The sequence below is a fragment of the Flavobacterium hauense genome (genome assembly GCF_054457175.1).
Genome location: NZ_JBTKVX010000003.1, coordinates 15,484 through 41,397, shown reverse-complemented (window position 1 = coordinate 41,397; position 25,914 = coordinate 15,484). Strand labels below are relative to the sequence as shown.

The following is a 25,914-nucleotide window of genomic DNA, read 5'->3' as shown; positions in this document are numbered from 1 at the left end:
TCATTTTTAACTAAAATTTGTCCGCTATTTTTGCCGAGGCAATTCAATTATGTAATAATTTTATAGGCTATGGAAACAAATAATAAAAAAGGCTTCATATTCAGGCAATATGAGGCTCCCTATGTGTCTCCGTTTGACAAACTCTTCGAGATTTTTACCGAACTTATAACATATACCTCCGGCGATCTTGACGAAGCGCTGGACTGGCTGCGACAGCTGGATAAAGAATATAAGCTTACCGACGAAAACTATACCGTAGACGATTTTATTGAAGACCTTAAAAAGAAGGGGTACATAAAAGACGAAAAAAAGGACGATGGCTCGGGCGGAATGAAAATTACGGCAAAGACAGAGAGGTCGATCAGGCAGCAGACACTTAACCAGATTTTTGGAAATCTAAACAGGAGCGGGGCAGGCAATCATAAAACAAAACATTCCGGCACTGGCGACGAACATACCGGAGAATTCAGGGAATATCATTTTGGCGATGGGCTCGACAAAATTGCCCTGACCGAAAGCCTTAAGAATGCACAGGTGAACAATGGTGTTGATAGCTTTATGCTTACCGAAAACGACCTCATTGTTGAGGACTCACATCACAAAGCCCAGATGAGTACGGTACTGATGATAGACATCAGCCACAGTATGATATTGTATGGCGAAGACCGTATTACTCCTGCTAAAAAGGTTGCAATGGCTTTGGCGGAACTCATCACGACACGCTATCCTAAAGACACGCTGGATATACTGGTGTTTGGTAACGATGCATGGCCTATTGCCATTAAAGATCTGCCATATTTACAGGTAGGCCCATTCCACACTAATACGGTAGCGGGATTACAATTGGCTATGGATATGTTGCGCCGTAAGCGTAATACCAACAAGCAGATCTTTATGATTACCGATGGCAAGCCGAGCTGTGTTAAAGAGAAAGACGGCAGCTATTACATGAACAGTAACGGCCTTGACGAATATATAGTTGACCAATGCTACAATATGGCAGGTCAGGCAAGGAAACTGCACATACCTATAACCACATTTATGATCGCAAACGATCCTTACCTGCAGCGGTTTGTAAACCATTTTACAGAGGCAAATCAGGGTAAGGCTTTTTATACAGGACTGAAAGGCCTCGGAGAGATGATCTTTGAGGATTATGAGACCAACAGGAAAAAAAGAATCAAATAAGAATTACAGAAAAGGAACGATGAATATAGAAAAGATAAAAACGCTTGGCGAATTAAAGAAAGCCGGATACAAAAGCATTAGCATTAAAGACGAATTAAGAAATAACCTGAGAACCAAAATAAGCAAAGGCGAAACCGTTTTTGAAGGTGTATGGGGTTTTGAGAACACGGTAATACCTGAACTGGAACGTGCCATCTTATCGCGCCACAACATTAACCTGTTAGGATTGAGAGGACAGGCAAAGACAAGGCTGGCAAGGCTTATGGTTAATCTTTTGGATGAATACATTCCGTTTGTGGAAGGTTCTGAAATTAACGATGATCCGTTAAATCCAATCTCGCGTTTTGCAAAATCGCTTATTGAAGAAAAAGGTGACGATACCCCGATAAGCTGGCTGCACCGCAGTGAGCGATTCTATGAAAAACTGGCAACACCCGATGTTACCGTCGCTGATATTATAGGAGATATTGATCCTATTAAAGCAGCTAACCTGAAACTATCGTATGCCGATGATAGGGTTATTCACTTCGGGATGATACCACGTGCCAACCGCTGCATATTTGTTATAAACGAATTACCCGATCTTCAAGCGAGGATACAAGTGGCATTGTTCAATATATTACAGGAAGGCGATATCCAGATACGTGGATTTAAAGTCCGCATGAACCTGGATCTTCAGTTTATTTTTACCGCGAATCCTGAAGATTATACGAACAGGGGAAGCATAGTTACCCCGCTGAAAGATCGTATCGGATCACAGATATTAACGCATTATCCCGAAACGGTTAAGATAGCAAGGACTATAACGGAACAGGAAGCCAACCTTGACGGACGCCAGAGTGAGTTTATTCATGTGCCTTCACTGGCAAAAGACTTGTTAGAGCAAATTAGTTTTGAAGCCCGCGAAAGCGAATTTATCGATTATAAAAGCGGAGTAAGCGCCAGGATGAGTATCACGGCTTTTGAAAACCTGCTTAGTACTGCCGAAAGAAGGGCATTGCGTTCGGGTGATGATAAGACAACAGTAAGGCTTTCTGACTTTATGGGGGTTATCCCGGCAATAACCGGTAAGGTAGAGTTGGTATATGAAGGAGAACAGGAAGGTGCAGCCGTAGTTGCGGAACATCTTATTAGTGAAGCTGTAAAAACATTGTTCCCTGATTTCTTCCCTAAGATCGAAAAGCTTGAAAAAAATCCTGAAAAAGGGCCATATCAGGAAGTGATTGACTGGTTCTTTAATGAGAGCGGCTTTGAGTTGCCGGATGATGCTACCGATAAGGAATACAAAAAAATGCTGGATTCTATTATTCCGTTGAAACAGCTGGTATTGAAATATCAGCCGAATGCAGCCAAAGAAGACCAGTATTTTCTTAAGGAGTTTATTCTTTGGGGGCTTTCGGAGTTCAAGAAGCTTAGTAAAGACCGCTATACCGAAGGTTATCAGTTTAAGGACTTGTATGGCAGTTACATAAGTAAGAACTTATAATAATAAATAAAAATTGAGAGCCCCGCTATAGCGGGGCTCTCTTATTTGGCATAATGCCAGAAACAGCTGTGTTGTTTGTTTGTAGTTATCTCGATGAGCGATTGCCGTTTTTAGAAAAAGGGCGTGCAAAATAATACAAGATTTATACACAGCCTTTCCATCAACCAAACATTTATTAGGGGTGGCAAGCCACGAAAATTATTGTTTGATAAACTGTAGCTCAATAGCCAGTTTTACTTCTTCACCAACCAGTACTCCACCGGTTTCAAGCGCTGCATTCCAGTTAAGGTTCCAGTCTTTGCGGTTTATTTTTCCGTTAAGTACTAAACCTGCTTTTGTATTTCCCCACGGGTCTTTCTGTGTTCCTCCGAATTCAGCTTCAAGGGTAATTTCTTTCGTTACACCATGTAGCGTAAGGTTTCCTGTAAGCTTATAATCTCCTTCAGATATTTTTTTGAATGCTGTAGCTTCGAAAGTAATTTTTGGGAATTGATCAGCATCAAAAAAGTCGGCACTAAGCAGGTGGCCATCACGGTCTGCACTGCCTGTCGTTAAAGAGTTAATATCTCCTGTAAACTCGATTTTCGCATCTTCAAAATTGTCGCCATCAGTCTCTATAGTAGCGCTGAAGTTTTGGAACTGACCTGAAACATTAGTAAACATCATGTGTTTTACTTTAAATCCTATTTCTGAATGTGTTGGGTCTATTACCCATTTAACTGTAGACATATTATTGTTTTTTAAAAGGTTGATATATTAATTATTTGTTGAGACAAAGTTGGCACTTTGCTAATCCCTGTGCATTGAACTGGGACAAGAAAAATAACACGGATATAACATTCAAATTTTTGGCCAAACAATGGTTTTGTTGTTAAGTTGTTTGTATTTAAGTATTTATGGAATAATATAAATGTACGCTTCAACGATATTCCGCAAATAAACGTAAGGCTTCAACGAAATAGGGTTGTAAATTTAATTTTTTGTAAATGTTTTAAATTCAGAACTATATGTTTTTTTAACGTAGGGGAAAACTTAAAAATGCGGGTGAATGTACTGTAGTTAAAAACGGGTATTTATACGTGGTTTAGGCTAATAGGTTATCTGTAATTTGGCTATTCCAATTTTAGCAAAAAATTAAGGGTCAGAACTTAAGCCGAAATTGTAAGGAAAATAACTTTCCGCAAATTCTTACAGGGGAAAATCAGAATTATGATATATAAAGCATTACAGGTAGTGACCGGGCAACTGAACGGATACTTAAAATTGTCTTTTAAGTTACGTGAAGATATTGCATTCCTTTCGCCTATAAAAGACGAAGATAAGGTGTATCCGTCCAACCGTGTGAGTATAACACTGGTAGGGCTGGAAAGGGAAACATCGGGAGGCATCAGTTTTCAGAGGACTGCCATATCAGATACTGCCGTAAAGAAAACGGCACCGGCATGGCAGATGAATGTTAATATACTGATCTCGGTAATTTTTCAGGATAAGCAGTATGAGGAATCATTACAGATACTATCGGCCATACTGTCTTTTATCCAAAAGAATAACATGATAACGTCTCAGGATCAGTCGGTTTCTTTTGCAATGGATCCTGTTAACCTTTCTATTCAGGAACTGTCTAATTTATGGGGGATATGCGGCGACAGTTATTTTCCGTCGATGATGTGCAGGCTGAGGGTGTTGACTGTAGATGAAGGTGAGATACTTGATCTTTCGGCAATAATGAAAACCAGGGAGCTTAGTACAGGTAATAAAAGCAACGATCAGTAAGATGGATACTATTGCTACCTATACTGCCTGGATAACAATAAAGATAACACACGATTATTTTATAAAGGATAGGAACTGCATTACCATAGTTCCTACGCGGGAGACTCATAAAGCACTGACAAGAGCAGGAATCATAATTAAACAAACGGATAGCTGCACATGGTTGCTCTTAAAAGAAGAAAGTTTAAATGAGATAATAGAAGAAGACCTTATAGGAGCAATGGATTTTTGCCTGATGAATACGGATGCCGGGTTTTACTATTACACGGATAATAATGTAGCAGAAGGAAAACCTGTCTGGGAACTGGCTGCTGTAGGCAAGAACGGAATTTGGAAAACACTTACGGTTAATATTGACAGGACACTGCTGCAGCAAAAAGAAACAACAGTAAATATTGTGATCAGCAGTCCGAAGAAGTTCATGGAGTTTTTGATAATAGCAAAATCGGGAAACCGGCCGCCATTAACGATGAGGGAAGATAACGGCAAACTGGTTTTCAAACATTCGGATGTAGATTTTCCGGGCGAGCCACAGCCGGTATACAGGTTCGTAACAGACAAACCGGTTGCATTGAAAGAAGTATACAATTATAGCATACAGCTGTGGGAAATAAAAGAAAGCGGGGAGAGCCTTTTAAGCAATAATATTCCTTTTCCTAAAACTACTGCCGCATCAATGATCAATTCACAAAACACCATTTCAAGCTATTTCTATTTTTAATTTTAAACTATAATAATTATGAGTGCAATGAAAACACCCGGAGTATATGTCGTTGAGAAGAACGCGTTCCCTAACTCCGTAGTAGAGGTGGCAACAGCGGTACCGGCCTTTATAGGTTATACCAGGTTTGCCCTGAATGGAACAAAATCTTTACACAAAACGCCCTGGAGAATAAGCTCCCTGGCAGAATTTGTACAGTATTTTGGTGATAAGCCGGATGCAGTGTTTGGTTTTACTGAAACTGATGATAACAAGTCTTTTATCTCATTAAATGCAACAGGAATTTCTAATGGCTTAAAAAACAGTAAGGCAACTTATGAAATAGCTTTTGCAAATGCCAAGGGTGTTGCTGATGCAGCAGTAAAAGCTGAAGCCGATGTTACTGCAGATGAAGATAGTACTGACGAGCAAAAAACAGCTGCCGCAAATGCAACAAAAGCTGCTCTTAAAAAACTGGCAGCAGTAGCATCTGACTATTCAGGATCAGCCACAGACCTTGTAGGTGTCCTAACAGAAGCAGGAGTTGAAGCAGAGGTAACTAAGCCGGTTTCAGATGCAGTTAAAGCCGTTACGGTTATTACTACAGATTTTTTAACCGATGCTCCTGCAAAGAAAACATCTGACCTTGATACAGCGAGTAAAGCTGTGATTGCCGCTGTTACTGCATTGGATATCACTACAGCAAAGGTAAAATATTATAATGCATCAAGAAGTGACAAGTATAACCTTTATTATAATATGAGGTTCTTCTTTGCAAACGGAGGAGGTCCTTGTTACGTAGTTTCTGTAGGTAACTATGGCGACGATTTTGAAAGGGATACATTGTTAAGTGGTATCGACCCTCTTTTAAAAGAGCAGGAGCCTACAATGGTTATTGTACCGGAAGCAGTAAAACTGGATAACTCTCAGGATTGTTACGATATCCAGACAGCAGTATTAAAACACTGTGGCCTTGGCATGAACAGGGTAGCTATATTGGACGTATATGATGGCGATAAAGAAAGGACCGACCCGATCGCAGGTGATGTTGTAACTAACTTCAGGATGGCAATAGGTACTGAATTCCTTGATTATGCTTCGGCTTACTATCCATGGTTACATACTTCCGTTGTTTCTGAAAATGAAATTACATTCAGAAACATTGCTCCGGATAACCTGGGCAGCTTTAAAAATGCTTTAAAATCATCGGCACCAAATCTTGGAAAATTTATCGATGATATGTCAAGCGATGACCAGACTTTGCAGGACAATGCGCATAAAGTGCTTTACAAACAGAGTGCATTATATGCAACTATTGTAAAAGGTATGCAGGAGCAGATAAATCTTTTACCGCCTTCGGCAGCTATGGCAGGTATTTATACGCTTACTGACCATACTAAAGAAGTTTGGAAAGCTCCGGCTAATACAGGTATCTCAAATGTTATCAGTACAGCGGTGAATATTTCTTATGCAGACCAGGAAGACCTTAACGTACCTCAGGATGGTAAAGCAATAAATGCTATTCGCTTCTTTACAGGAGAAGGTATTAAAGTTTGGGGAGCAAGAACCCTTGACGGAAATTCGCTGGACTGGAGGTATATCAATGTACGCCGTACTATGATCATGCTTGAGGAGTCTATTAAAAATGCAGCCAAAGCATTTGTATTCGATCCTAATGTAGCTAATACATGGGTGATTGTACGCAGTACGATAAGCAATTTCCTTAACGGAATATGGAAACGTGGCGGCCTTGCAGGTGCTGTACCTGAAGATGCCTTTAGTGTTCACATAGGTCTTGGTGATACTATGACACCGGATGACGTACTGGAAGGTATCATGAGGATTACTGTACTGGTAGCGATTTCACGTCCGGCAGAATTCATCGAAATAACCTTCATGCAGCAAATGCAAAAAAGCTAATTAATCAAAAAAATATATAATCATTAAAAATTACAATCATGGCAGGAGATAAACAAGATAATGTATGGCCGTTGCCAAAGTTTTATTTTCAGGTAAAAATAGGCGATAAGGAAATTCCTTTTCAGGAAGTTTCGGGGCTTGACATCGAAGCACAGATAATAGAATACCGCCACGGCAACAGTAAAGAATTCTCTACTATAAAAATGCCGGGTATCAAGAAAACAGGTAATGTTACCCTTAAAAAAGGAATTTTTGTTAAGGATAACGGTTTTTGGGACTGGTTCAATAAAATTAAGATGAACACAATCGAAAGGCAGACAATTGTTATTAATCTTCTTGACGAGGCAGGTGCACCTACAATGGTATGGACATTAATCAATGCATGGCCAACCAAAATTACGGGTACTGATATGAAGTCTGACGGTAATGAGATTGCTGTAGAAACCATAGAGGTAGCTCACGAAGGTCTTACAATTGCTAACGGATAAAACCTGATAGATTGGCAAATACAGGATGGGATTTACCCGTATCGTTTTACTTCAGGGTAAAGATAGGCAATGATGAATTTGCTTTTAAGGAAGTATCCGGTCTCTCAGCAGAAATGGAGACAGAAAAAATTAGTGAAGGGGGCGTGAATAGTTTCACGCACCTCCTTCCTAAACAACTAAAACACAATAATCTTGTACTGAAACGTGCATTGATGCCTTTAAAAGGGAGTGAAGTAAAATGGATACAGCGCATACTTGAAGGTGATTTTTCGTTGATGATAAGCACCAGGACCATATCAATACAGTTGCTTAACAACGAAGGAAGTACAATATATACCTGGACCTGCCAAAATGCATATCCGGTAAAGTGGGAAGTTGAAAAGCTTGATTCTGAAAAGAGTAATATTCTTATCGAATCGCTGGAATTTGCATATACCACGCTGAAAAGATTATAAACTCAGATAAATGGCTATTACTATTAAAGAAATACACGTAAAGGTAACTGTAGAAAGTGATTCGAGCAGGAATGGTGCCGATGAAGAAACTTTGTTGCAAATGAAGCGCGAGATCATAAAAGAATTGAAAGAAACCATGCGTAAAGAAAAAATTCTGAAAAACGAAAGATAATGGAACTGGAAAAATTGCAGATCATTGGATATACCGACTCTACCTATACTACAGAGGAGAGTGGGAGGCAGTTTGCAGTACAGATAAATCCGTCGACCATAAAAATAAAGAAAAACATAAAATACGATTCTGTATACACGCTGGGTAAAGAAAAGAAACCGGCTAAGTATAAGAATCATGAGCCGTCGGGATTGTCTTTTGAAATTATTCTTGATGATACAGGTGTAATACCGGGACAAAAGAAAAAGATACAAGATCTTATCCAGCAGCTTGAGAAAACGCTTTACAGGATAAATGCCGAAAGCCACGAGCCGGGGTATGCCAAAGTTGCGTGGGGAAGCCTGCTTTTTCATGGCAGGGTAAACTCCCTCAGCTACGATTACACGCTGTTCGCACCCAATGGTTTGCCGCTGAGGGTAAAAATATCGCTCTCGTTTGTAGAGCATTACAACAAGGACAGTTCTATTAAGAATTCTCCGGACATATCCAGGGTTATATTATTTAAGGCGGGAGATACTATTCCTCTTTTTTGCAATGAGATCTATGGCGATGCTTCATATAGCTATGATATTGCAAGATATAATAATCTGGAAAGTTTTAGAAATGTAAAACCGGGAACTAAAGTTATGTTTCCACCATTAGTAAGAAAATGAGTCAGTCTCCGGATATAGGTGCCGATGGTCTTGTAACCTTTACTATTTCAAGTGAAGGTTCACCAATAAAAGATTCATTCGGATTAGTTTCAATAAAAGTAAGAAAAGAAGCCAACAGGATTGGCTGGACAGAGCTTGTAATATCAGCAGGAGATATGCCTGCCCAGGACATACCGGAAAGTGACGACGAAACGTTTGCTCCGGGTAAAGTCATTAGTATTGAGGCAGGTTATGCCAACACGAATACCGTGATTTTTGAAGGCATGGTTACAGGGCATAATATCGAGATCAATGCCGAAGGTGCAACACTCAGGGTTGATTGCCGCGATTATGCTTTTCAGATGACGCGATTCAGGAATAACAGGGTATTTGAAGAAAGTACCGATAGTGAAGCCATAGATACCATTACCGGTGAATATGGCAAACTCAGCACCACTATAGACAGCACTGCGGCTAAATATAATACTATTGTACAATACTACAGTACCGACTGGGACTTTATACTTTCTAAAGCAGATGCCAACGGACTGATAGTAATAACAGAAGGCAAGGAAATGAAGATAATTAAGCCGAAAGTGACTGCATCGGCGGTGCTTAAAGTGACCTACGGCAATGATATGATGGCTTTTAACGGTGAACTTAACGCTGCTTATCAGCCTTCCGGGGCAACTGCTGTGGCCTGGGATGTTAATAAACAGGCAATAATAACCTCTGACGGGGCAATCCCAACATTAAATTCGCAGGGAGACACGACACCTGCCCAGCTTGCATCGGCTATTGAAAATAAAAAAATGACGCTGCAATCGACTATTGTTCCGGATAAAGCCACCCTGCAAGCATGGGCTGATGCCCAAATGCTAAAAACGGGAATGAGCCGTATTAGAGGAGAGGTAAAGTTTCAGGGAAGCGCTCTTGCGGTTGTAGGCTCTATAATAGATCTCGCAGGACTGGGTAAACGTTTTAACGGCGATGCCTTTGTAGGTAGCGTTTTGCATGAAATTGAAGATGGAAACTGGACTACAACTGTTGGCATGGGGCTTTCGCACCTGAATATGACTGATAATCCTGATGTTTCTGCAGCACCGGCTTCGGGACTATTACCGGGAATTCAGGGACTACAGATAGGTAAGGTGGTCAAGATAGATGAAGATCCTGATAAAGAGAATAAAATACAGGTAGAGATACCATTATTGCATGGAGAGAAGAACAATGTATGGGCAAGGCTGGCTAGTTTTTGGGCTAGCAGTACCTATGGTGCCTTTTTTATTCCCGATGTTGGAGATGAAGTTGTTCTTGGTTTTTTTAATGATAACCCCTGCAATGCAGTAGTATTAGGAAGTCTTTACAGCAGTACCATAGCACCATCTTCCGCAATTACAAAAGAAAATTTTACAAGAAGCATTGTTACCAAATCCAAACTCACAATGAAGTTTGACGAAGACAAGAAGGTTATAACTTTTGAAACTCCTGGTAAGAATATCATCGAAATAAATGATGACCAGAAATCGATAAAACTTACGGATCAGAACAGTAATAAAATAGTAATGTCAGATAGTGGCATTACGATTGAATCTGCCCAAAGCCTTACGCTAAAGGCAAAGACTGATGTTGAGATAAGTGCAGGAAGCAATGTGAGCATTAAAGCGGGTGCCAATGTAAACCTCAAAGGGGTTAATGTTGAGGCTTCTGCCGATATGGCATTTACGGCCAAAGGCAATGCCCAGGCCGAACTTTCGGCTTCGGGACAGGTTACTGTAAAAGGAGCTATTGTAATGATCAATTAACTAAAAAACACACGATTATGCCACCAGCAGCACGATTAACAGATATGCATGTATGCCCAATGGTAACTCCCGGTGTACCGCCTATACCACACGTCGGGGGGCCGGTTAGCGGCCCGGGGGTTCCTACTGTATTGATAGGTAAATTGCCTGCGGCAGTTATAGGAGATATGTGCACCTGCGTAGGTCCGCCTGATAGTATAGTTATGGGATCGGCTACAGTAATGATAGGAGGCAAGCCGGCGGCAAGGATGGGCGATACCTGTGCTCACGGTGGTTCGATAGTGATAGGTTGTCCAACAGTACTAATAGGAGGATAAATTATGGAAGACAGACTGTATTTAGGAACGGGATGGTCATTTCCACCGCATTTTATGAATGGAAGCCATAAAGGAGCCGTTTTGGTAAGTGGCGAACAGGATATTCGTGAGAGCCTGAGAATATTGCTATCTACATTGCCCGGTGAGCGCATTTTCAGGTTTGATTATGGTTGTGATATACGCCAATGGGTATTTTCTAAAATGAACCTTTCGGAAAAAACACTGATTACCGATGTGATCGAGCAGGCTATATTAATAGGAGAACCGCGCGTAATATTAGAATCTGTTGATGTGCATATTAAAGATGCTAATGAAGGTATTCTTGAGATACAATTATACTATATAGTAAAAGAAACTAACAGCCGCAGTAATATGGTGTATCCTTTCTATTTTAAAGAAGGTACTGATTTACATGGTATTCCCGACAGGACATAAAGGTTACAAATTATGGATAACAGCAAAGATGGTTTAAGCAGGAAGGACAGGCTGAAGCGAATAACTTCGGTCAGCCCCTTTTCGGCTCTGGATAATGGACAGGAATCGCTATTGGAGCAATCCCTGGAAGTTGCCCGCTTTCTTCGCTATTATAATTTAAACAAAGAGGCCGACGGTTATTTTGATGCTTTACTTGAGAGCAGTCGGGATCCTGATTTTTTTGGGAATACCCGTCCCGAAGTTGCCAATGGAATGGTGGAACCATCCCAGGCTTTGCTGCTTATATTTCTTGAAAACTTACATAAGACCACACAGGATTTTAATGAGCGCTGGAGGAAATATCCTTTATGGTACCTGAAGGATGTGCTTAAAGTGAAATCACTGCCCTTACTGCCCAATAAAACATGGATATCTCTGGAAAAGAAACCTTTTGAAACAGTAACAGTTAAGGAGGGTACGCGTTTTGTTACAACTAACAAAGCTGGAAGGCCGTTGTATTACAAAATTTCGGAGAGTATAGAACTTCTTGATACACAGGTGACGGAAGGGTATATCCTCAATTTTGAAAAAGACAATAAACGGGTTCCTGAAAAATACCTGGATTTTGTAACTGCCGTAAAGGTTAAGCAGCTGAAGTTACAGGGAAATGAAACGGATACATCTAAACATCTAAAAACAGTGGGGTTAAAAATAACCTCGCCCGCATTGCTTTTACGTGAGGGTGAACGGTCAGTTACCATTACTTTTTATGATGAAAATAACTGGACACAGTTTTTATTGAAGAATGTTGCCGGATTCATGGAGTATTTCAGTCATAAAGGTACTTCAATGCCTGATGAAGAATTTGCTGAATTTGCCTTAGCCAAATTTTTCAGTAATATTTTTTACCTGTCTGTAAGCACTACTGAGGGCTGGAAAAATATACCGGAATATACTGTAACCCGCGGAAAAGAAGAAAACAGCCTCGTGCTTAAATTTACCCTCGACGAAAGTTTCCCGGCTACATCAGGCTGTACGTTTGAGAAACATAAGTTTGTGTCTAAATACCCAAAACTTAATGTGCATCTGAATTTTGATGCATGGATGTATCCTTATTCGTGGATGAAGGAATTTATGCTTCACAAGGTAAAGATAGAGACAGAAGTCAGCGACATAAGTAATTTACATATTTACAACGAATTGGGAAAAGTAGACAGTTCAAAGCCTTTTACTCCTTTTGGGATCAATAACGAAAAAGGTTCCTGGTTTGCCGTGGGTAATTATGAGATGGCAATAAAGAACACAAAAAGCATTGATGTTGATATACAGTGGCGGCAGCTGCCACTGGACAAGACCGGGCTGTATGGCTATTACAGCCAATATGATAGTAATATTAACAATGCTTCATTTACGCTTCAGTCGAGATTTTTAACAGATTATGTATGGAAAGAAACTCCAAACAAGTCTAAATTTTATCTTTTTTCTACTGCAGGCAGAAAAGAAGGACAGCCAATTTATAATGCACCGCTTATAAATGAGACCCGTTTTGAAAACATTGATGTTGAAAAAATGCCGGTTGTAAAAATTGAGGAAGAAGAATATGAATTTAACCTGAAATCACGCTCGGGGTTTGTAGACTTTATCTTTGAAACTCCCGATATGGGATTTGGTGAAACGGTATACAGAAAGCTCTTTACCGAACAAATCATGAAGAGTGCCCGTAAAGACCAGAAATACCCAACGATAAACCCTCCGATCAATCCGTTGGTCGAAAGGATTACGCTTAGTTACAGGGCTGAGGATATTATTAATCTTCATGAAAATACCAGTAATAGTGATAGTGCAGTTGATTCTATCCTGCCCATAGACTCGCTTTCTACTTTTCCAAAAAGTACCAAAAAAGCAATTCCTTTTGCTGTAGATATAGAAGAAAGCAATTTGTTACTGGCATTAAAGAATGTTGTTCCGGGTAAATTGTTCAGCTTGTTTTTTGATTTTGTTCCTTCACTTGAAGAGATAGGCGAGCAGGATATACCTAACATAAAATGGTATATAGGCAATATGCGTAAATGGCAGCCTATGCCACCGGGTTTTATACAAAAGGACGAAACGAGAAGATTGTCGGTAGACGGACGAATGATGTTTATTATGCCGGATAGTATTGATGCATCATTATTTGACGCTGACGGCCAATTGTGGATAAGGGGAGGTATATCTATAAAGAACCAGACGGTTGTAATACCTAAGCTTCAGGCTGTTTATCTTAATGCCGTGTCTCTTGAACTTGAGCTTGATTTTAACGAAAATGATAAAGTTCCGTTTAAGGAAATAACGGCTAAACTTGAACCCGAAAAGAACATACCGGGAATAAACGATTTTAAACAGATAACGTCCTTTTATGATGGCCGTGAATATGAGACAGATCATGATATGTTCATAAGAATTTCGGAACATATTACCCATCAGGGCAAGGCGGTTACCCCGAGGGATTATGAAAGGATAACTTTACAGGCATTTCCTGACATCGCAAAGGCAAAATGTTACCGGGATCCTGATGACCGTAAAAGCAGCAATGTATACATGGCGATCATACCTTCGGGTAATTTTAATCGTCCATTGGCTTCAAATTATGCCATGGTTAAGATTGAACGTTTTCTCAGAAAACTTACAACAGCTTATGTAGCTAATATAAAAGTGACCAATCCCGTGTATGAGGAAATACTGGTGAGGGCTGTACTGAAATATAATGGGGAATACCTATCGGAAGCCCGCAGAAAGCAGATATTGCAAAAAATAAACAGTCTTATTGCGCCATGGCAGGGAAATGAAGCACTATTGCCTGAATTTGGCTATTCCATAAAACTGAGGGATATATATAATGCTTTATGCAGTGAGATTAAATCAGAGATAACGGTTGTTGATTTTGCTGTTATCAGGATAGAAAGGAATGGAGATGAGTATAAGCTATACGAATATACTGATCCGAATTTGACAATTACTCCTAAAAAACCAAATATCATATTTATACCCGAAACAGAACATATAATTCATATTGAGGGAGTTGATGGTGATTTTAAGCATCAGTTTGGTATTGACGAGATGAAGCTGGGGGATACATTTATCATTGAATAAAAACATTATGGCAAAATTAAACAGGGAAACTCTGGTGAACTATTTCAGTTCAGGGCAACGTCCTACAGGGGAGGCTTTTAAAAACCTCATAGAATCTACGGTTAACATACTTGACGATGACTTTTCTGAAAAACCCGATGCAGCTATTAAGGTTGCAGGCGACGGTAACGAAAGGGAAGTTATCTCTTTTTACAGGCAATCGGGTGAACCATCGCCGGACTGGACCATTTGTGTAGAAAATAATGGTGACCTAGTAATAAGCAGGCGACAGAATGAGGACCAATTTAAATCGTCTATCACTTTTAAAGATGATGGTGATATTGAGATAAACGGCAGGAATACCTGGATAAGTGGAGGCCGAAGGGGTGAAGCCCTGGAAATTGTACCTGCAGACGGAAAATGGCACAATATAAAAGAAAACCTCACTGGCATAAACATGTTTGAGGTTACAGCTGCTTACAGTGCCGCTTCAGGAAAACATAGTACGCTTATCGCATGGGCAACACATTGTTTTGGAAAAAGAAGAAAAATCAGGAGAATAAGACCCAGGACATTCTTTTTCTGGACTAATAAGATACGAATAAGATGGGTAAGGGTAAAAGATACCAACGGGCATAAGACCAAATGTACATTGCAGATAAGGACAAGGTATAATTGTGGTAAAAACAGCAGCATACAATGTTCTGTAACGCAATTATGGAGTAATTCACAAATGCCGGATTAAAAACAGTAAAGGATGTTTTTAGAAAAAAGGGAAAGAGAAGATAATTTTTATAAAGACCTTCAGGAAAGGACACTTGAGAGGCTGGAGCAGTTATGCGGTAAAGTCTGGACTGATTATAATATTCATGATCCGGGAATTACTATTGCCGATTATTTTAACTATGCTCTTTTTGAACTTAAGTATCGCCTGGATCTTCCTTTTCAATCGTATCTGATTGAAGGCAGCAGGAAAGAGGTACTCTATGGCTATAAAGGTTTGTTGCCAAAAGAGGAGTTATTTGCCGAAAGTATTGTTACAGAACGTGATTATGAAAAGTTGTTTATGAAGCACTTTTCCGTAATTTTAAAATGCATTGTTAGGCTCAACATAAAAACCAGGCTTTATGACATTTTTATTGTGACAAATAAAGATGTAAAAAACTCCGAAGAGGCATCTGCACAACTTGTCAGCGAAATTAAAAAGACCTATCATAAAAATAGGAACCTGTGTGAAAACATGGGTGAGATTATAATAGGATTTGACAAGCTTAAAGATTCCGCGCTTTACCAGAAAGAGAAACCGCATAGGAAAAACCTGTTTGAATTTCCGGAATTTGATGCGACACTTACTGAACAGGAAGATATAAGGCCTTATAGTGATAACTATCACTCAATCCAGTTTGATTTTCCTGAAAATTATGGCATTGGTGAACGTGGACTACCTGCAAAAACAGATTATATCGGTGAGGCAAAAATTCTTCAGCTTAAGGCATATCTTCTTATTTTTGATTTTCTTATTGCCGATATCCTGCAACAGTCCGGAAATGTAACTGATTTACTGGATTTTTCTGAACTTATACCTGAAAACACCCTGCCAGAAGTAATTATTCCTGAAGTGAGCCGCATTGTTGATGCCGACTTAAAACATCACAGCCGCTTAAGAGGAGACATATATTATAATCAACAAAAAGCAGCCTATTTTAATGTCCTTGACACTTTTTATGGAGAAGATACGCAGGCTATTTTTGGTTTAAAAAATTCAGTACCAAATACTGATATAAATGAAAAACGGGCTAAGCTTATCAGGAGCTTTCCACAGCTTAATGCCAGCCGTTTTTTATCTTTCAATATAAATGATGCTAACAGCACTCCGTCTATACAGCAGATGATGGAATCGATCACAAGTTTTCATGATGAAACAGAAGAGGTTGATACTTTCAGCAAATATGGCCTTCGAGTAATTAGTGACGAGGAGTTTTTTGAAAAATATAAATTTCTTCAGAATATGGCCTTTAGTATTGATATTAATGAAAATGCGCCATTGCTGGATGTTGAAGAGACAGATGTTGTATATGAAGAAAGGACTTTTCACAGGCTACGAATGAATATAAACCTGCTTTGGTACAATGTATTGTTCCAGAGTTTCCTGAAGTATGGCGACATAAGCAAACACTATAAGATACTTTGCCTGCTGGATGAAGAGTACCTGCTGGTATTCAAACATCCTGAAAAGAGTGAATGGATCAACATGGGACTTTTCTTTACCTCTAAGGAAAAGCTTATAGAAATGGCCAACCTCTTTTGGCAGTTTATAAGGAAGATTAAGCATAATGAGGTTTACAGCGGAATTTATTTTGTTGAGCATCTTATTTTGGCTCATGGTACCGAGGAAGAAAAAGATAAGCTCTCAATAGTTATGTCTGATGATCAGATAAAAGAAAAGAACAGGCACAACATAGAAAACATACTTTTTGAGAGATTGCCTGTGCATCTTGAGGTTGTGGTGGTTTATGTGAGCAGGGATCAGATGCATAATTTTGGCCATATCTATACCACATGGCGAAAGGCTTTGGCTTCGCATGACAGGGATGATATCAACTATTCATCAATAGCCGTAAGAGCATTTTTAAGCAGGAACGTTCATAATTCAAAACATATATAATGAACAGCATCGGAAAAATAGGGCTAAACTTTAAAGGCGAGAATGAAGCCTTTTTCCGTGCGTTATATGGTAACTGGGAGAGTTTTTATACAAAAAATATTGAAAGATCTACCGATGAGGTACTGAAACACTTTGACGATGATGAACTTGAAATAAAACTGGACTCTCTTGAGCTAGATCTCGGACACATAAGTGAAGCGCATTTTGCAGAAAGATTTGCCGAATTGTATAAAGAAAAGTTGGCGGAAGCCATACAGGAGCATCTTTATGAGACTTCGGGAACTAAGATTGAAAGGATTTCTAAAAGCAAGATGCTGTCAGAGATATTGTGCCATTTCTTGCTGTACGGTTCGCTACCCTGGAATGTAGAAGATAAATATAAGGACATCAATTATCTTTTTCTGCGGGTTATAAAGGAAGAGGGAGCTGTGCTTAAACAGTTCCTGCTTACCTATGGTCATTATACCAGCCTTCAGCAGCGCCTGGTATTTCAGCTTGAGGATGCATCGTTAGAGGAAGGTATAAGACTTATTGCGCCGGGAGAAAGTAGTTTTATTATTTCGTATGTACAGTTTTTACAATCGAAATACAAACAGATGGAACGCCCAGTAATAAAAGAATCGGTTCACAGGAATGTAGTGTGGGAAGTTGTGTACGCTTATCTGCTTAATAATCAGAGTTCATTTTTTAATAAAAAGAGTTTTATAAAGTATACTGTAAGGAGTCTTTCTGCCAGACACAATACTTCCTATGATCAGTTACTTAAAATTATAGCTACAGAACTGGAAAACAGGTATAGTAACGTTAAGGTAACCTCTGAACTATATTCTATCTTAAATCAGCTAAAGCGGGAAATACCAAAACAGATACTGGAAGGCACTGTGAGTGATATTGCGAAGTTATACCGTGTTTTGGCAGTGACACAGCAGCGCAACCAAAAGCAATGGAAAGACAATAAGGATGTACTTGTTGGCATCTTGAAAAAAGAAGACAGCTGCCGAAGGTTTTTGCAATACCTGGATGAAAACGAAATTATCCAATTGGTAAAGATTGTTGTCCCTAACGATTATGTTTTTATTACCACATACGCCAAGTCGTTAGACAGGCAAAAGGAGAAGGGTGTATTGCAGGGAAAAGCAGGCGGAGAGTTCAGGTTGCTCAAATGGCAGATTATATTTCCTATACTATTGGAAAGCAGCTCAGGGTTTAACCGCAAATATTTTGTTTTGAGAACGTTGAAAAAAGTAGCTTCCCATTATAATCTTGAAATTCATGAGATCCTAGCTTATTTCCTTTCGACAGAAAAAGAAAGGCTTACTCTTGATGCGAACCTAATTCTGTTGTTTGGAGAATTGTTCTCTGAATTACAATTGAAATCATTTCAGGAGAAAAATGAAGGTTTCACAAATGATCCTAAAGGGATAGTACAATACATCCGTACTAAGAAAGAACTTTCTGAAAATGAATTAGCTCAATGGAAGGTATTGCTAAGGAATACAGAATTCAGGGAGAAGATTCTTAGTGAGCTTACATCTGAAGCAGAGCACAATAATTTTATAATTATGCTTTTCCCTCAGCATAGCAATGTAATCGTTTCCTATTCTAAAAGTCTGGATATATACCAAAAGAAAAAAGCTTTAGAGGGCAGAACGGGCGGAAAATTCATGCAGTTGAAATGGAAATTTATCCATGCTGTACTTTTTGAGCCGCAACAACAGGTATTTAATAAAAAATACTTTGTAAACCGTGTCCTTTTAAGGATAGCTGCGCACTACAACCTGAAAGTGGAAGAACTGATCGTGTTCTTTTACAAAGAAGTTATAAAACCGGGAAATATTTTTCCTTTTGAACTTATAAAGGTATTAAAGGAACTTTATGATGAACAGTTAAAAAAAACAATACAGCAAGGAATATCGGCTGTAAAAACTAAGACACAATCCTTACCGGAAGAAATAGCTAAGAAACGATTGTTGTATTATTTTGGAACTGACTCGGCACTCTTCTTTTTTATCAAAGCTCTGGCTAAAGAGCATGAATATGTAGCATTTATTGAAGAGATACTGAAAGCTGAAATGATTTTAAGGCGTCAGGTTGCGGCTGAATTAGGTATTGAACCAGATAACAAGCGGCTGCTTCAGTTACTGATGAGGTTTTCGGGAGAGTATCTTGCTGTAAACCGTATAACCATCATGGAACAGGTAATGGTGTATTGGTTTGCATTAATAAGTAAAAATGGTAAACGTCCGCTTTTTGAAAGTAGGGTGCAGGAGATTGCCAAAACGAATAAGCTGATAAAGGAAACACTTAGCACTATTGCTGAATTTTCTGAAATTATAAATGACGGCATAAATAAAAATGAGAGTACTATGGACAAAGAGGAATTAAAATCAAAGAAAGAAGAGCTACCCAAAGAAGAGAAGTTGTCGACTTTTGTCTCTAATGCCGGGTTGGTACTGCTGTGGCCTTACTTGCCAAGGCTTTTTGATATGTTGTCGCTTACCGCTGATAATAAGTTTATAGACAATGAGGCACGCATAAGAGCAATTTTTGTGATGCAATATGCTGTATTTGGAATGACTGAATTTGCCGAGCATGAGCTTGAACTGAATAAGTTGCTTACAAGTCTTGAAGCTGATACAGCCATACCGTTATCGATAGAGCTTACCGATAATGAAAAAGATATTATAAATGGTTTGCTTAATGCTGTGATACAGAACTGGAGCAAACTGAGTAATACATCAATAGACGGACTACGTGGCAATTTCCTGATTCGTAATGGAAAACTGGAGGAACACGAGGATTTTTACCAGCTAATAGTTGAAGAAAGGGCTTATGATATACTCTTGGGCTCATTACCATGGAGCATAAGTACGGTAAAATTTAGCTGGATGGAGAAGGGTATCAACGTGAAATGGAGATAATTCTGAAATTATGAAAACACAAGTTCAACAGCCTAAAGCAGCGGAAACGGTTCAGCCAAAAGCAGAAAAGCAGGCTTCGGTAGAAACTATTTTGGCAGGTTATAATAGTCCGCTACAGCGAAAAACGGCGGAAGAAGAACCTTTGCAAAAGAAAGAAAACAATACCGGATTGCCCGACAATTTAAAATCAGGGGTTGAGAACCTTTCAGGCTACTCCATGGATGATGTTAATGTGCACTATAATTCGTCACAACCGGCAGAAATGCAGGCCCACGCCTATGCTCAGGGAAGTGATATTCATATTGCGCCCGGACAGGAACAGCACCTGCCTCATGAAGCCTGGCATGTTGTACAGCAAAAGCAGGGCAGGGTAAAGCCTACTATGCAAATGAAAGGCAAAGTAAATGTAAATGACGATGCAGGCTTAGAAACTGAGGCAGATGTAATGGGAGCTAAGTCTTTGCAGAAGACGCATAAAAATGAATCTGAAATGCCCTCGTCGATAGGAACAAGTTCAGTTAATACCTATCAGCTTGTAGCTATAAAAGGCAAACTTTTAAAAGAGGTAAAAGGTTGGGCTAAAGGTAAAACAGAAGAGGTTATAAATTGGTTTTTAGAAGACACTGATGAGACGGCTGTTAGAGCAGCTTTAGAAATGGATTTCGCTGTTTGGTGGAAAAATGTCTACATGAATGATGGGTCTGTTCCTAAAGTAATAGAAGCTGATCCTTATAAAGAGGTTAATAAAAAAATTAAAACATCACCCTATAAAGCTAGTTTTGACAAATTTACTGATACCGATAAGGATGAAATAATAGCGACTCATGAGGCAACTACTAATTGGCCAAATTCAATAAAAACAGTCTATGACACAATTATTACACCAAGAGCAGAAAGAGAAGTAAGAGATGCTCGGGTGGCTAAATTTGTAAATGCAAAAACAGCAGGAGATGCAATTTTTACGGCAGGTCTGGTTAAAGACATATGGGATTGCACATGGTCTGTTGTTAACTCCACATCGCCTAAAAATGTAACTCTTCCGATTGCTCATACCGATGGTAATATTGGAGTAGCCGTTACAGCGTGGCGGGCAGTGAATAAAACTATAGATTCTTTAGTTGGTGCGGCAGATGATCTTTCTATTACTGATATCCATGTTCCTGGAGGAGCAAATTTTATAGAAGATAAATCTACAAGAGCAGTTAATCCTGACCCTAACCGTGGAAGACAGGCAGATTTTAAATCAACATGGGACAATCTGGATGTGAATGTTCACGTAGATTCGACAGTACGACATTAACCCTAATATGTTTAGTTTATGAAAAATTATAAACAACCTTCGAAAAAGGCTGAGACTGTACAGCCAAAAGCGGCTAAGCAGGCAGCTGCCAATGCTATAATAAATGACTATAAAAGCAGTATTCAGCTAAAAGCTGCAGAAGAAGATGAACTGTTACAGGGAAAGTTTGATACAGCCCAATTGAAAGGCAATGAAGAAGGTGAACTGCTTCAGGGAAAGTTTGATACCACTCAACTGAAAGGCAATGATGAAGAATTGCTTCAGGGTAAGTTTGACACAGCACAGTTAAAAAATGTGGAGGATGAAGAGCCTTTGCAAAAAAAGGAAAACAATACCGGATTGCCCGACAATTTAAAGTCGGGGGTTGAGAACCTTTCAGGCTACTCCATGGATGATGTTAATGTGCATTATAATTCGTCACAACCAGCCGAACTTCAGGCGCATGCTTACGCCCAGGGAACTGATATTCATGTTGCTCCGGGACAGGAACAGCATTTACCTCATGAGGCGTGGCATGTAGTGCAACAAAAACAGGGCAGGGTTAAGCCTACGATGCAGATGAAAGGCAAAGTAAACGTAAATGATGATGCAGGATTGGAAAATGAAGCGGATACAATGGGTGCGAAGGCCCTGAATACAACTGAGAAGGGATCGATAACACAAATGAAATCAGTAAGTGAGCCAACTGTCCAGCTTATTAAAGCAAGTGGCCTTGCGCAAATAGGTTTTAAATGGTTTGCAAAAGTGTGGATGGATAAGGATAGTAATCCTCAAGAAAAGCAGCTCATTTTTGCACAGGTTGAAAAAGAAACAGGTTTTAAGATGGGGACAGTGTTTCAAAAGTACGATCCATTTATCAGAGGAGGTGGGTCTTATGTTAATCTTGTAAAAAAACTAGATAAGAATCATGCTAAAATATTTTTGCAATTCCTTAATGATGAAATTGATTTAGACAGTTTGGATGGTGAGCTTGAAAAACTGGCAGTAATAGTATGTATTGCTGAAGTAGGTAGGGGATATAGTTTTTCCGTTTTTGGAGATTTACGCAGATACTTGCAGGACATTATTGATGGAAAAGACAAATGGAGTAATGTTAAAGAGCGCTTTGCACCTTCATTAACCTATAAGGAAGATAATAAAGACTTTGTACCGGAAGAAGATGAAGAAAGTGAAAGTTATCATTCTGATAGTTATGATTCAGAGGATCATATGGAGGAAGATAATGATGGAAATAATTAATTTATATTTGCCAGATGAGCCAATCAGTACACTATTTCCAAACACTGCTTCAAACGGCCTTCAGCCTCTATTTCAAGCAGGAAAATCAATATGCTTCATTAAATGAAATCCCGTTGCCGGCAGATGATGAATTGACACCTTTGGCAGGGCAGGAACTTTCGTGGGAAGAAAGGATTGTATTGTTATTAGGACTGATGCCGCATATAAGCCCTGAATCTTTGGACTTGTTCTTTATTCAAAATAAGAATCTTGACAGGCCTTATACGGAGTTTGGAGGGTGGAAGGGTGCTTTACATAATGGTTTTTTACCAACCGGTGAAACTGCAGCTTTTTTATTGTCTATAGGCCATGAGAATAAAAGACAAGACGCAATAAGGATATTTTCGCAGGAACACTGGTTTCATAAAAGTAATATATTGCGATTGGAAGGAGTGGGACAGGGGGAACCTTTTTTGAGTGGAAAGCTCTGCATATCCGAAGAGTTTCTGGCAAAAATTAATCATAAAGGTACATATCGTCCGGATTACAGTAGCGACTTTCCGGCAAAACGTATGCAGACACCTCTCGACTGGGATGATCTTGTTGTACCTTATCACCTATGGGAAGATCTTAACGATATTTCTAAATGGCTGGAGCATGAAGATGATATTCGTGAACGATGGAACCTGAACAGGCTTATTAAGCCCGGATACAGATGTTTGCTTTATGGACCTCCGGGTACTGGTAAAACAATGGCCGCCTGCCTGCTTGGTAAAAAACATGGTAAAGATGTCTATCGTATAGATCTTTCAATGATCGTATCAAAATATATAGGGGAGACCGAAAAAAATCTTGCTAAGATTTTTGACCGTGCCCAGCATCAGAACTGGATATTGTTCTTTGATGAAGCAGATGCCCTTTTTGGTAAACGTACAGATTCTAATAGTTCTAACGACCGCCATGCCAATCAGGAAGTTGCTTATTTATTACAGCGAATTGAAGATTTTCCGGGGATGATCATACTTGCAACCAATCTTAAGGATAACCTTGACGAAGCATTTTTCAGGAGATTCCAGTCGATATTGAATTTCCCAATGCCCGATCAGCAATTACGCCAGCGACTATGGGAAAAAATGATACCGGAAGAATGGCTCATTGAAATGAAATCGGACTTCCTATATGAGGCATCTGTAGCAAAACTCTCAGGAGGTAGTATGGTCAACGTGATACAGCGCTGCTCACTGTTGCTTCACAGTATGAAAAAGCCGGTATTGACCCATGATATTTTGAGACAGGCCATACACAGAGAATTAACTAAAGAAGGCAGGATCGTAAAGCATTAAATTGTTTCTATGGCCATTATTTTTTCTTCGAACACTTCCTTATGGTCCGACTTACTTTTTATCCTTGTTTTATAGGTGTAAATGGTAGATACCGAAAGCTCAAGGAATTCGGCAACCTGATTGCTATCCTGAATCCCCAGGCGGTAGAGTGCATAGATGCGCAACTCTGTATTTAATAATTCGCCTTTTTTTACTATTGTCCTGTGGTCAGGAGGAAACAAGGCATTAAAATCACTGATAAAAGAAGGGAATAGCCTAAGAAAGATCTCATCGAATTGATGGAATAGATTTTCTCTCTCTTTTTTAATATTATAGCCTTTTAGGCTGGTAAGCACTTCATCTGTTTTTTTAGAGATTATTTTTTGAATGGTACTTTTTTGCATGTGGTCTATCTTATTAATAAACTCAGATGTTGCTTTTATGAAATAGGCGATATACTCTTCTTTAATAGTATTGGCTTCGCTCAGGCTTTTATTCATTTTCTGTAGTTTTTCAAACGACTCAGCCATAGCTTTTCTGGATGCATTGCGCTCCTTGAGTTGCTTGAATATGATGATAAGGAAAAGAATAATTATTAATGCAAGCACTGTCAATAGTATGACAATCTTCTCTAAAAGGTCATTTTTGTCATTTACTTTGTTGAGCTGTGCTTTCTCAATGATAGGAAGTATAGTCGAAATCTCGATTTTCCTGTGCCTGGCATCATAAAAAGTAGCATCATCCATTGCGAGATTGATGTAATGATTTGCCTTTTCAAGATACCCCTTTTTAAAAAGTTCATTTGCAAGGTTACGAAGCGCAACGGTTTCTTTAGTAGCATTCTTAACATCTGCAATTGCAGCTAAGGCCAGATAGTGGATGGCTCTGTCAGTATCGCCTTTCTCTGAGTAAATATAACCAAGGCTAGATGTAGCGATACCATAGTACTCAGTAGGTAATTTATAGTTGTTCACCCAATAGCTGAAGGCTTTCTCTGCACCAGCCCAATCCAGCTGTTTTAATCTTTTAAGGCTTTCGGCAGCCCAATATTCATTTGTGTTTGGTTTTACAAGAGAAATTGCCTCCTCAAGCAACAGGTTACCTTTTTGAATATAATTAATGTTGTAGCGCTGATCTTTGGTATAATCGGCAAGATCGTAGTAAGCACGGGCTTTTACAGAATAATAATCATACTGGGTTTTAATATCCAGAACAGATAGCTCAACACTGTTTAGAGTATCGATGGCTTCTTTGAAAAGTCCGGATGAAAGGAGTACAAAACCCTCTTTTATCTTGGTTTTGGAAAGAAGGTTTCTATCCTTAAGTACATGTGCTCTTGATTTTGCTGATTCAAGGTAATAATAGGCTGAATCATATTTAAATGATTTATATTCCTCAAACAATTTCATATAATCATAGTAAAGATTCTTATCATCTTTACTGAGGGTATTTTTATGTATATCTCTTTTTAATTGTCTTATTCTGGAATATTTCTGTTTGATGTAAATGTCTTTTTTTAGCAATGTATGGTCAAGGCTATCAAGTATGGGGTCAATACTTTTTGCGTTGGCAGAAAGAATTAAAAAAAAGAAGAATAAAATATAAAACCTTTTATGCATTTATGAATGGTTGTTTTATGGGATGAAAGTGTATTTAAGAAGGCAGAATATCAACTTATTTAGGAGGGTTCAAATTTAAAACATTCTTAATTATCATCCAATTACCCTAAATCAAGGTCTTTTTTTTAACAGAAAAATAAAAGCTGTTAAATATACTTCAAAATATTGCAATTCTTTAAAAAAATAGTAATATATGTATAGATTGTAAAAAAATAACGCGATAAATTTTACATATCATCAGTTATTTAATCTTTAAAATTGCTTTTTTAATCTAAATTATATCTTGATTTTTTTAAAACAAGTTGATTTTTAAATGTTTGATTATTAGTTAAATATACTTAATTATAACGATATAGTATCTTGATTTTACCTGAATGTTTTTTTTAGGAAGTATTTAACGAGTAGCTT

Annotated in this window: 21 protein-coding genes; 19 read left to right on the top strand and 2 right to left on the bottom strand. The window is 38.8% G+C overall.

The features are described from left to right. The first annotated feature begins 69 nt into the window (after positions 1 to 69). Positions 70 to 1,188 (top strand): vWA domain-containing protein, encoded by a 1,119-nt coding sequence (locus ACX0HA_RS02425; protein ID WP_458843680.1) that lies wholly within the window; start codon positions 70 to 72, stop codon positions 1,186 to 1,188. A gap of 19 nt (positions 1,189 to 1,207) precedes the next feature. Further along, positions 1,208 to 2,674 carry a magnesium chelatase gene (locus ACX0HA_RS02420; protein ID WP_458843830.1) on the top strand — a complete coding sequence of 489 codons (1,467 nt, stop codon included), beginning with the start codon at positions 1,208 to 1,210 and terminating at the stop codon, positions 2,672 to 2,674. 198 nt (positions 2,675 to 2,872) lie between these two features. Here the strand turns inward: ACX0HA_RS02420 and ACX0HA_RS02415 are convergent, their stop codons facing one another. Further along, positions 2,873 to 3,403, bottom strand: coding sequence for a YceI family protein (locus ACX0HA_RS02415; RefSeq protein ID WP_458843679.1), 531 nt, complete (start codon positions 3,401 to 3,403; stop codon positions 2,873 to 2,875). A gap of 480 nt (positions 3,404 to 3,883) precedes the next feature. Here ACX0HA_RS02415 and ACX0HA_RS02410 point away from each other — a divergent pair, with 480 nt between their 5' ends. Genes ACX0HA_RS02410 through ACX0HA_RS02330 form a run of 17 tightly spaced genes read left to right on the top strand, consistent with a single transcriptional unit; the run spans position 3,884 to position 23,908 of the window. Beyond that, the gene (locus tag ACX0HA_RS02410) at positions 3,884 to 4,447 is read left to right on the top strand and encodes a DUF4255 domain-containing protein (protein WP_458843678.1); all 564 of its coding nucleotides are present in this window, start codon (positions 3,884 to 3,886) and stop codon (positions 4,445 to 4,447) included. Between the two features lies 1 nt (position 4,448). Beyond that, positions 4,449 to 5,168, top strand: coding sequence for a hypothetical protein (locus ACX0HA_RS02405; protein ID WP_458843677.1), 720 nt, complete (start codon positions 4,449 to 4,451; stop codon positions 5,166 to 5,168). Positions 5,169 to 5,186: 18 nt separating this feature from the next. Beyond that, positions 5,187 to 7,067: a phage tail sheath family protein gene (locus tag ACX0HA_RS02400; protein WP_458843676.1), complete on the top strand. Its 1,881-nt coding sequence runs from the start codon at positions 5,187 to 5,189 to the stop codon at positions 7,065 to 7,067. A gap of 38 nt (positions 7,068 to 7,105) precedes the next feature. Next, complete coding sequence (locus ACX0HA_RS02395) at positions 7,106 to 7,555, top strand: phage tail protein (RefSeq protein WP_458843675.1); 450 nt, start codon at positions 7,106 to 7,108, stop codon at positions 7,553 to 7,555. Between the two features lie 11 nt (positions 7,556 to 7,566). Further along, positions 7,567 to 8,010, top strand: a complete 444-nt coding sequence (locus tag ACX0HA_RS02390) for a phage tail protein (RefSeq protein WP_458843674.1) — start codon at positions 7,567 to 7,569, stop codon at positions 8,008 to 8,010. Between the two features lie 10 nt (positions 8,011 to 8,020). Further along, positions 8,021 to 8,182 (top strand): DUF5908 family protein, encoded by a 162-nt coding sequence (locus ACX0HA_RS02385; protein WP_458843673.1) that lies wholly within the window; start codon positions 8,021 to 8,023, stop codon positions 8,180 to 8,182. Beyond that, positions 8,182 to 8,835 carry a CIS tube protein gene (locus tag ACX0HA_RS02380; RefSeq protein WP_458843672.1) on the top strand — a complete coding sequence of 218 codons (654 nt, stop codon included), beginning with the start codon at positions 8,182 to 8,184 and terminating at the stop codon, positions 8,833 to 8,835. The genes ACX0HA_RS02385 and ACX0HA_RS02380 overlap by 1 nt, the downstream gene beginning before the upstream one ends. Further along, entirely contained in the window at positions 8,832 to 10,619 is a 1,788-nt protein-coding gene (vgrG, locus tag ACX0HA_RS02375) for a type VI secretion system tip protein VgrG (RefSeq protein WP_458843671.1), read from the top strand. Before ACX0HA_RS02380 ends, vgrG begins: the two co-directional genes overlap by 4 nt. 17 nt (positions 10,620 to 10,636) lie before the next feature. After that, entirely contained in the window at positions 10,637 to 10,936 is a 300-nt protein-coding gene (locus ACX0HA_RS02370; protein ID WP_458843670.1) for a PAAR domain-containing protein, read from the top strand. A 3-nt stretch (positions 10,937 to 10,939) separates the two neighbouring features. Beyond that, positions 10,940 to 11,371, top strand: coding sequence for a GPW/gp25 family protein (locus ACX0HA_RS02365; RefSeq protein ID WP_458843669.1), 432 nt, complete (start codon positions 10,940 to 10,942; stop codon positions 11,369 to 11,371). Positions 11,372 to 11,383: 12 nt separating this feature from the next. Further along, positions 11,384 to 14,482 carry a baseplate J/gp47 family protein gene (locus tag ACX0HA_RS02360; protein WP_458843668.1) on the top strand — a complete coding sequence of 1,033 codons (3,099 nt, stop codon included), beginning with the start codon at positions 11,384 to 11,386 and terminating at the stop codon, positions 14,480 to 14,482. A gap of 7 nt (positions 14,483 to 14,489) precedes the next feature. Beyond that, positions 14,490 to 15,206 (top strand): hypothetical protein, encoded by a 717-nt coding sequence (locus ACX0HA_RS02355; RefSeq protein ID WP_458843667.1) that lies wholly within the window; start codon positions 14,490 to 14,492, stop codon positions 15,204 to 15,206. A gap of 12 nt (positions 15,207 to 15,218) precedes the next feature. After that, positions 15,219 to 17,126 carry a hypothetical protein gene (locus tag ACX0HA_RS02350; protein ID WP_458843666.1) on the top strand — a complete coding sequence of 636 codons (1,908 nt, stop codon included), beginning with the start codon at positions 15,219 to 15,221 and terminating at the stop codon, positions 17,124 to 17,126. Continuing rightward, positions 17,126 to 20,047 (top strand): contractile injection system tape measure protein, encoded by a 2,922-nt coding sequence (locus ACX0HA_RS02345; RefSeq protein WP_458843665.1) that lies wholly within the window; start codon positions 17,126 to 17,128, stop codon positions 20,045 to 20,047. The genes ACX0HA_RS02350 and ACX0HA_RS02345 overlap by 1 nt, the downstream gene beginning before the upstream one ends. A 10-nt stretch (positions 20,048 to 20,057) precedes the next feature. After that, positions 20,058 to 21,347: an eCIS core domain-containing protein gene (locus ACX0HA_RS02340; RefSeq protein WP_458843664.1), complete on the top strand. Its 1,290-nt coding sequence runs from the start codon at positions 20,058 to 20,060 to the stop codon at positions 21,345 to 21,347. A gap of 18 nt (positions 21,348 to 21,365) precedes the next feature. Further along, positions 21,366 to 22,586 carry an eCIS core domain-containing protein gene (locus tag ACX0HA_RS02335; RefSeq protein WP_458843663.1) on the top strand — a complete coding sequence of 407 codons (1,221 nt, stop codon included), beginning with the start codon at positions 21,366 to 21,368 and terminating at the stop codon, positions 22,584 to 22,586. Positions 22,587 to 22,600: 14 nt separating this feature from the next. Then, positions 22,601 to 23,908: an ATP-binding protein gene (locus ACX0HA_RS02330; RefSeq protein ID WP_458843662.1), complete on the top strand. Its 1,308-nt coding sequence runs from the start codon at positions 22,601 to 22,603 to the stop codon at positions 23,906 to 23,908. Here the strand turns inward: ACX0HA_RS02330 and ACX0HA_RS02325 are convergent. Next, the gene (locus ACX0HA_RS02325; RefSeq protein ID WP_458843661.1) at positions 23,905 to 25,506 is read right to left on the bottom strand and encodes a DUF6377 domain-containing protein; all 1,602 of its coding nucleotides are present in this window, start codon (positions 25,504 to 25,506) and stop codon (positions 23,905 to 23,907) included. The genes ACX0HA_RS02330 and ACX0HA_RS02325 overlap by 4 nt on opposite strands. Between the last annotated feature and the right edge of the window lie 408 nt (positions 25,507 to 25,914).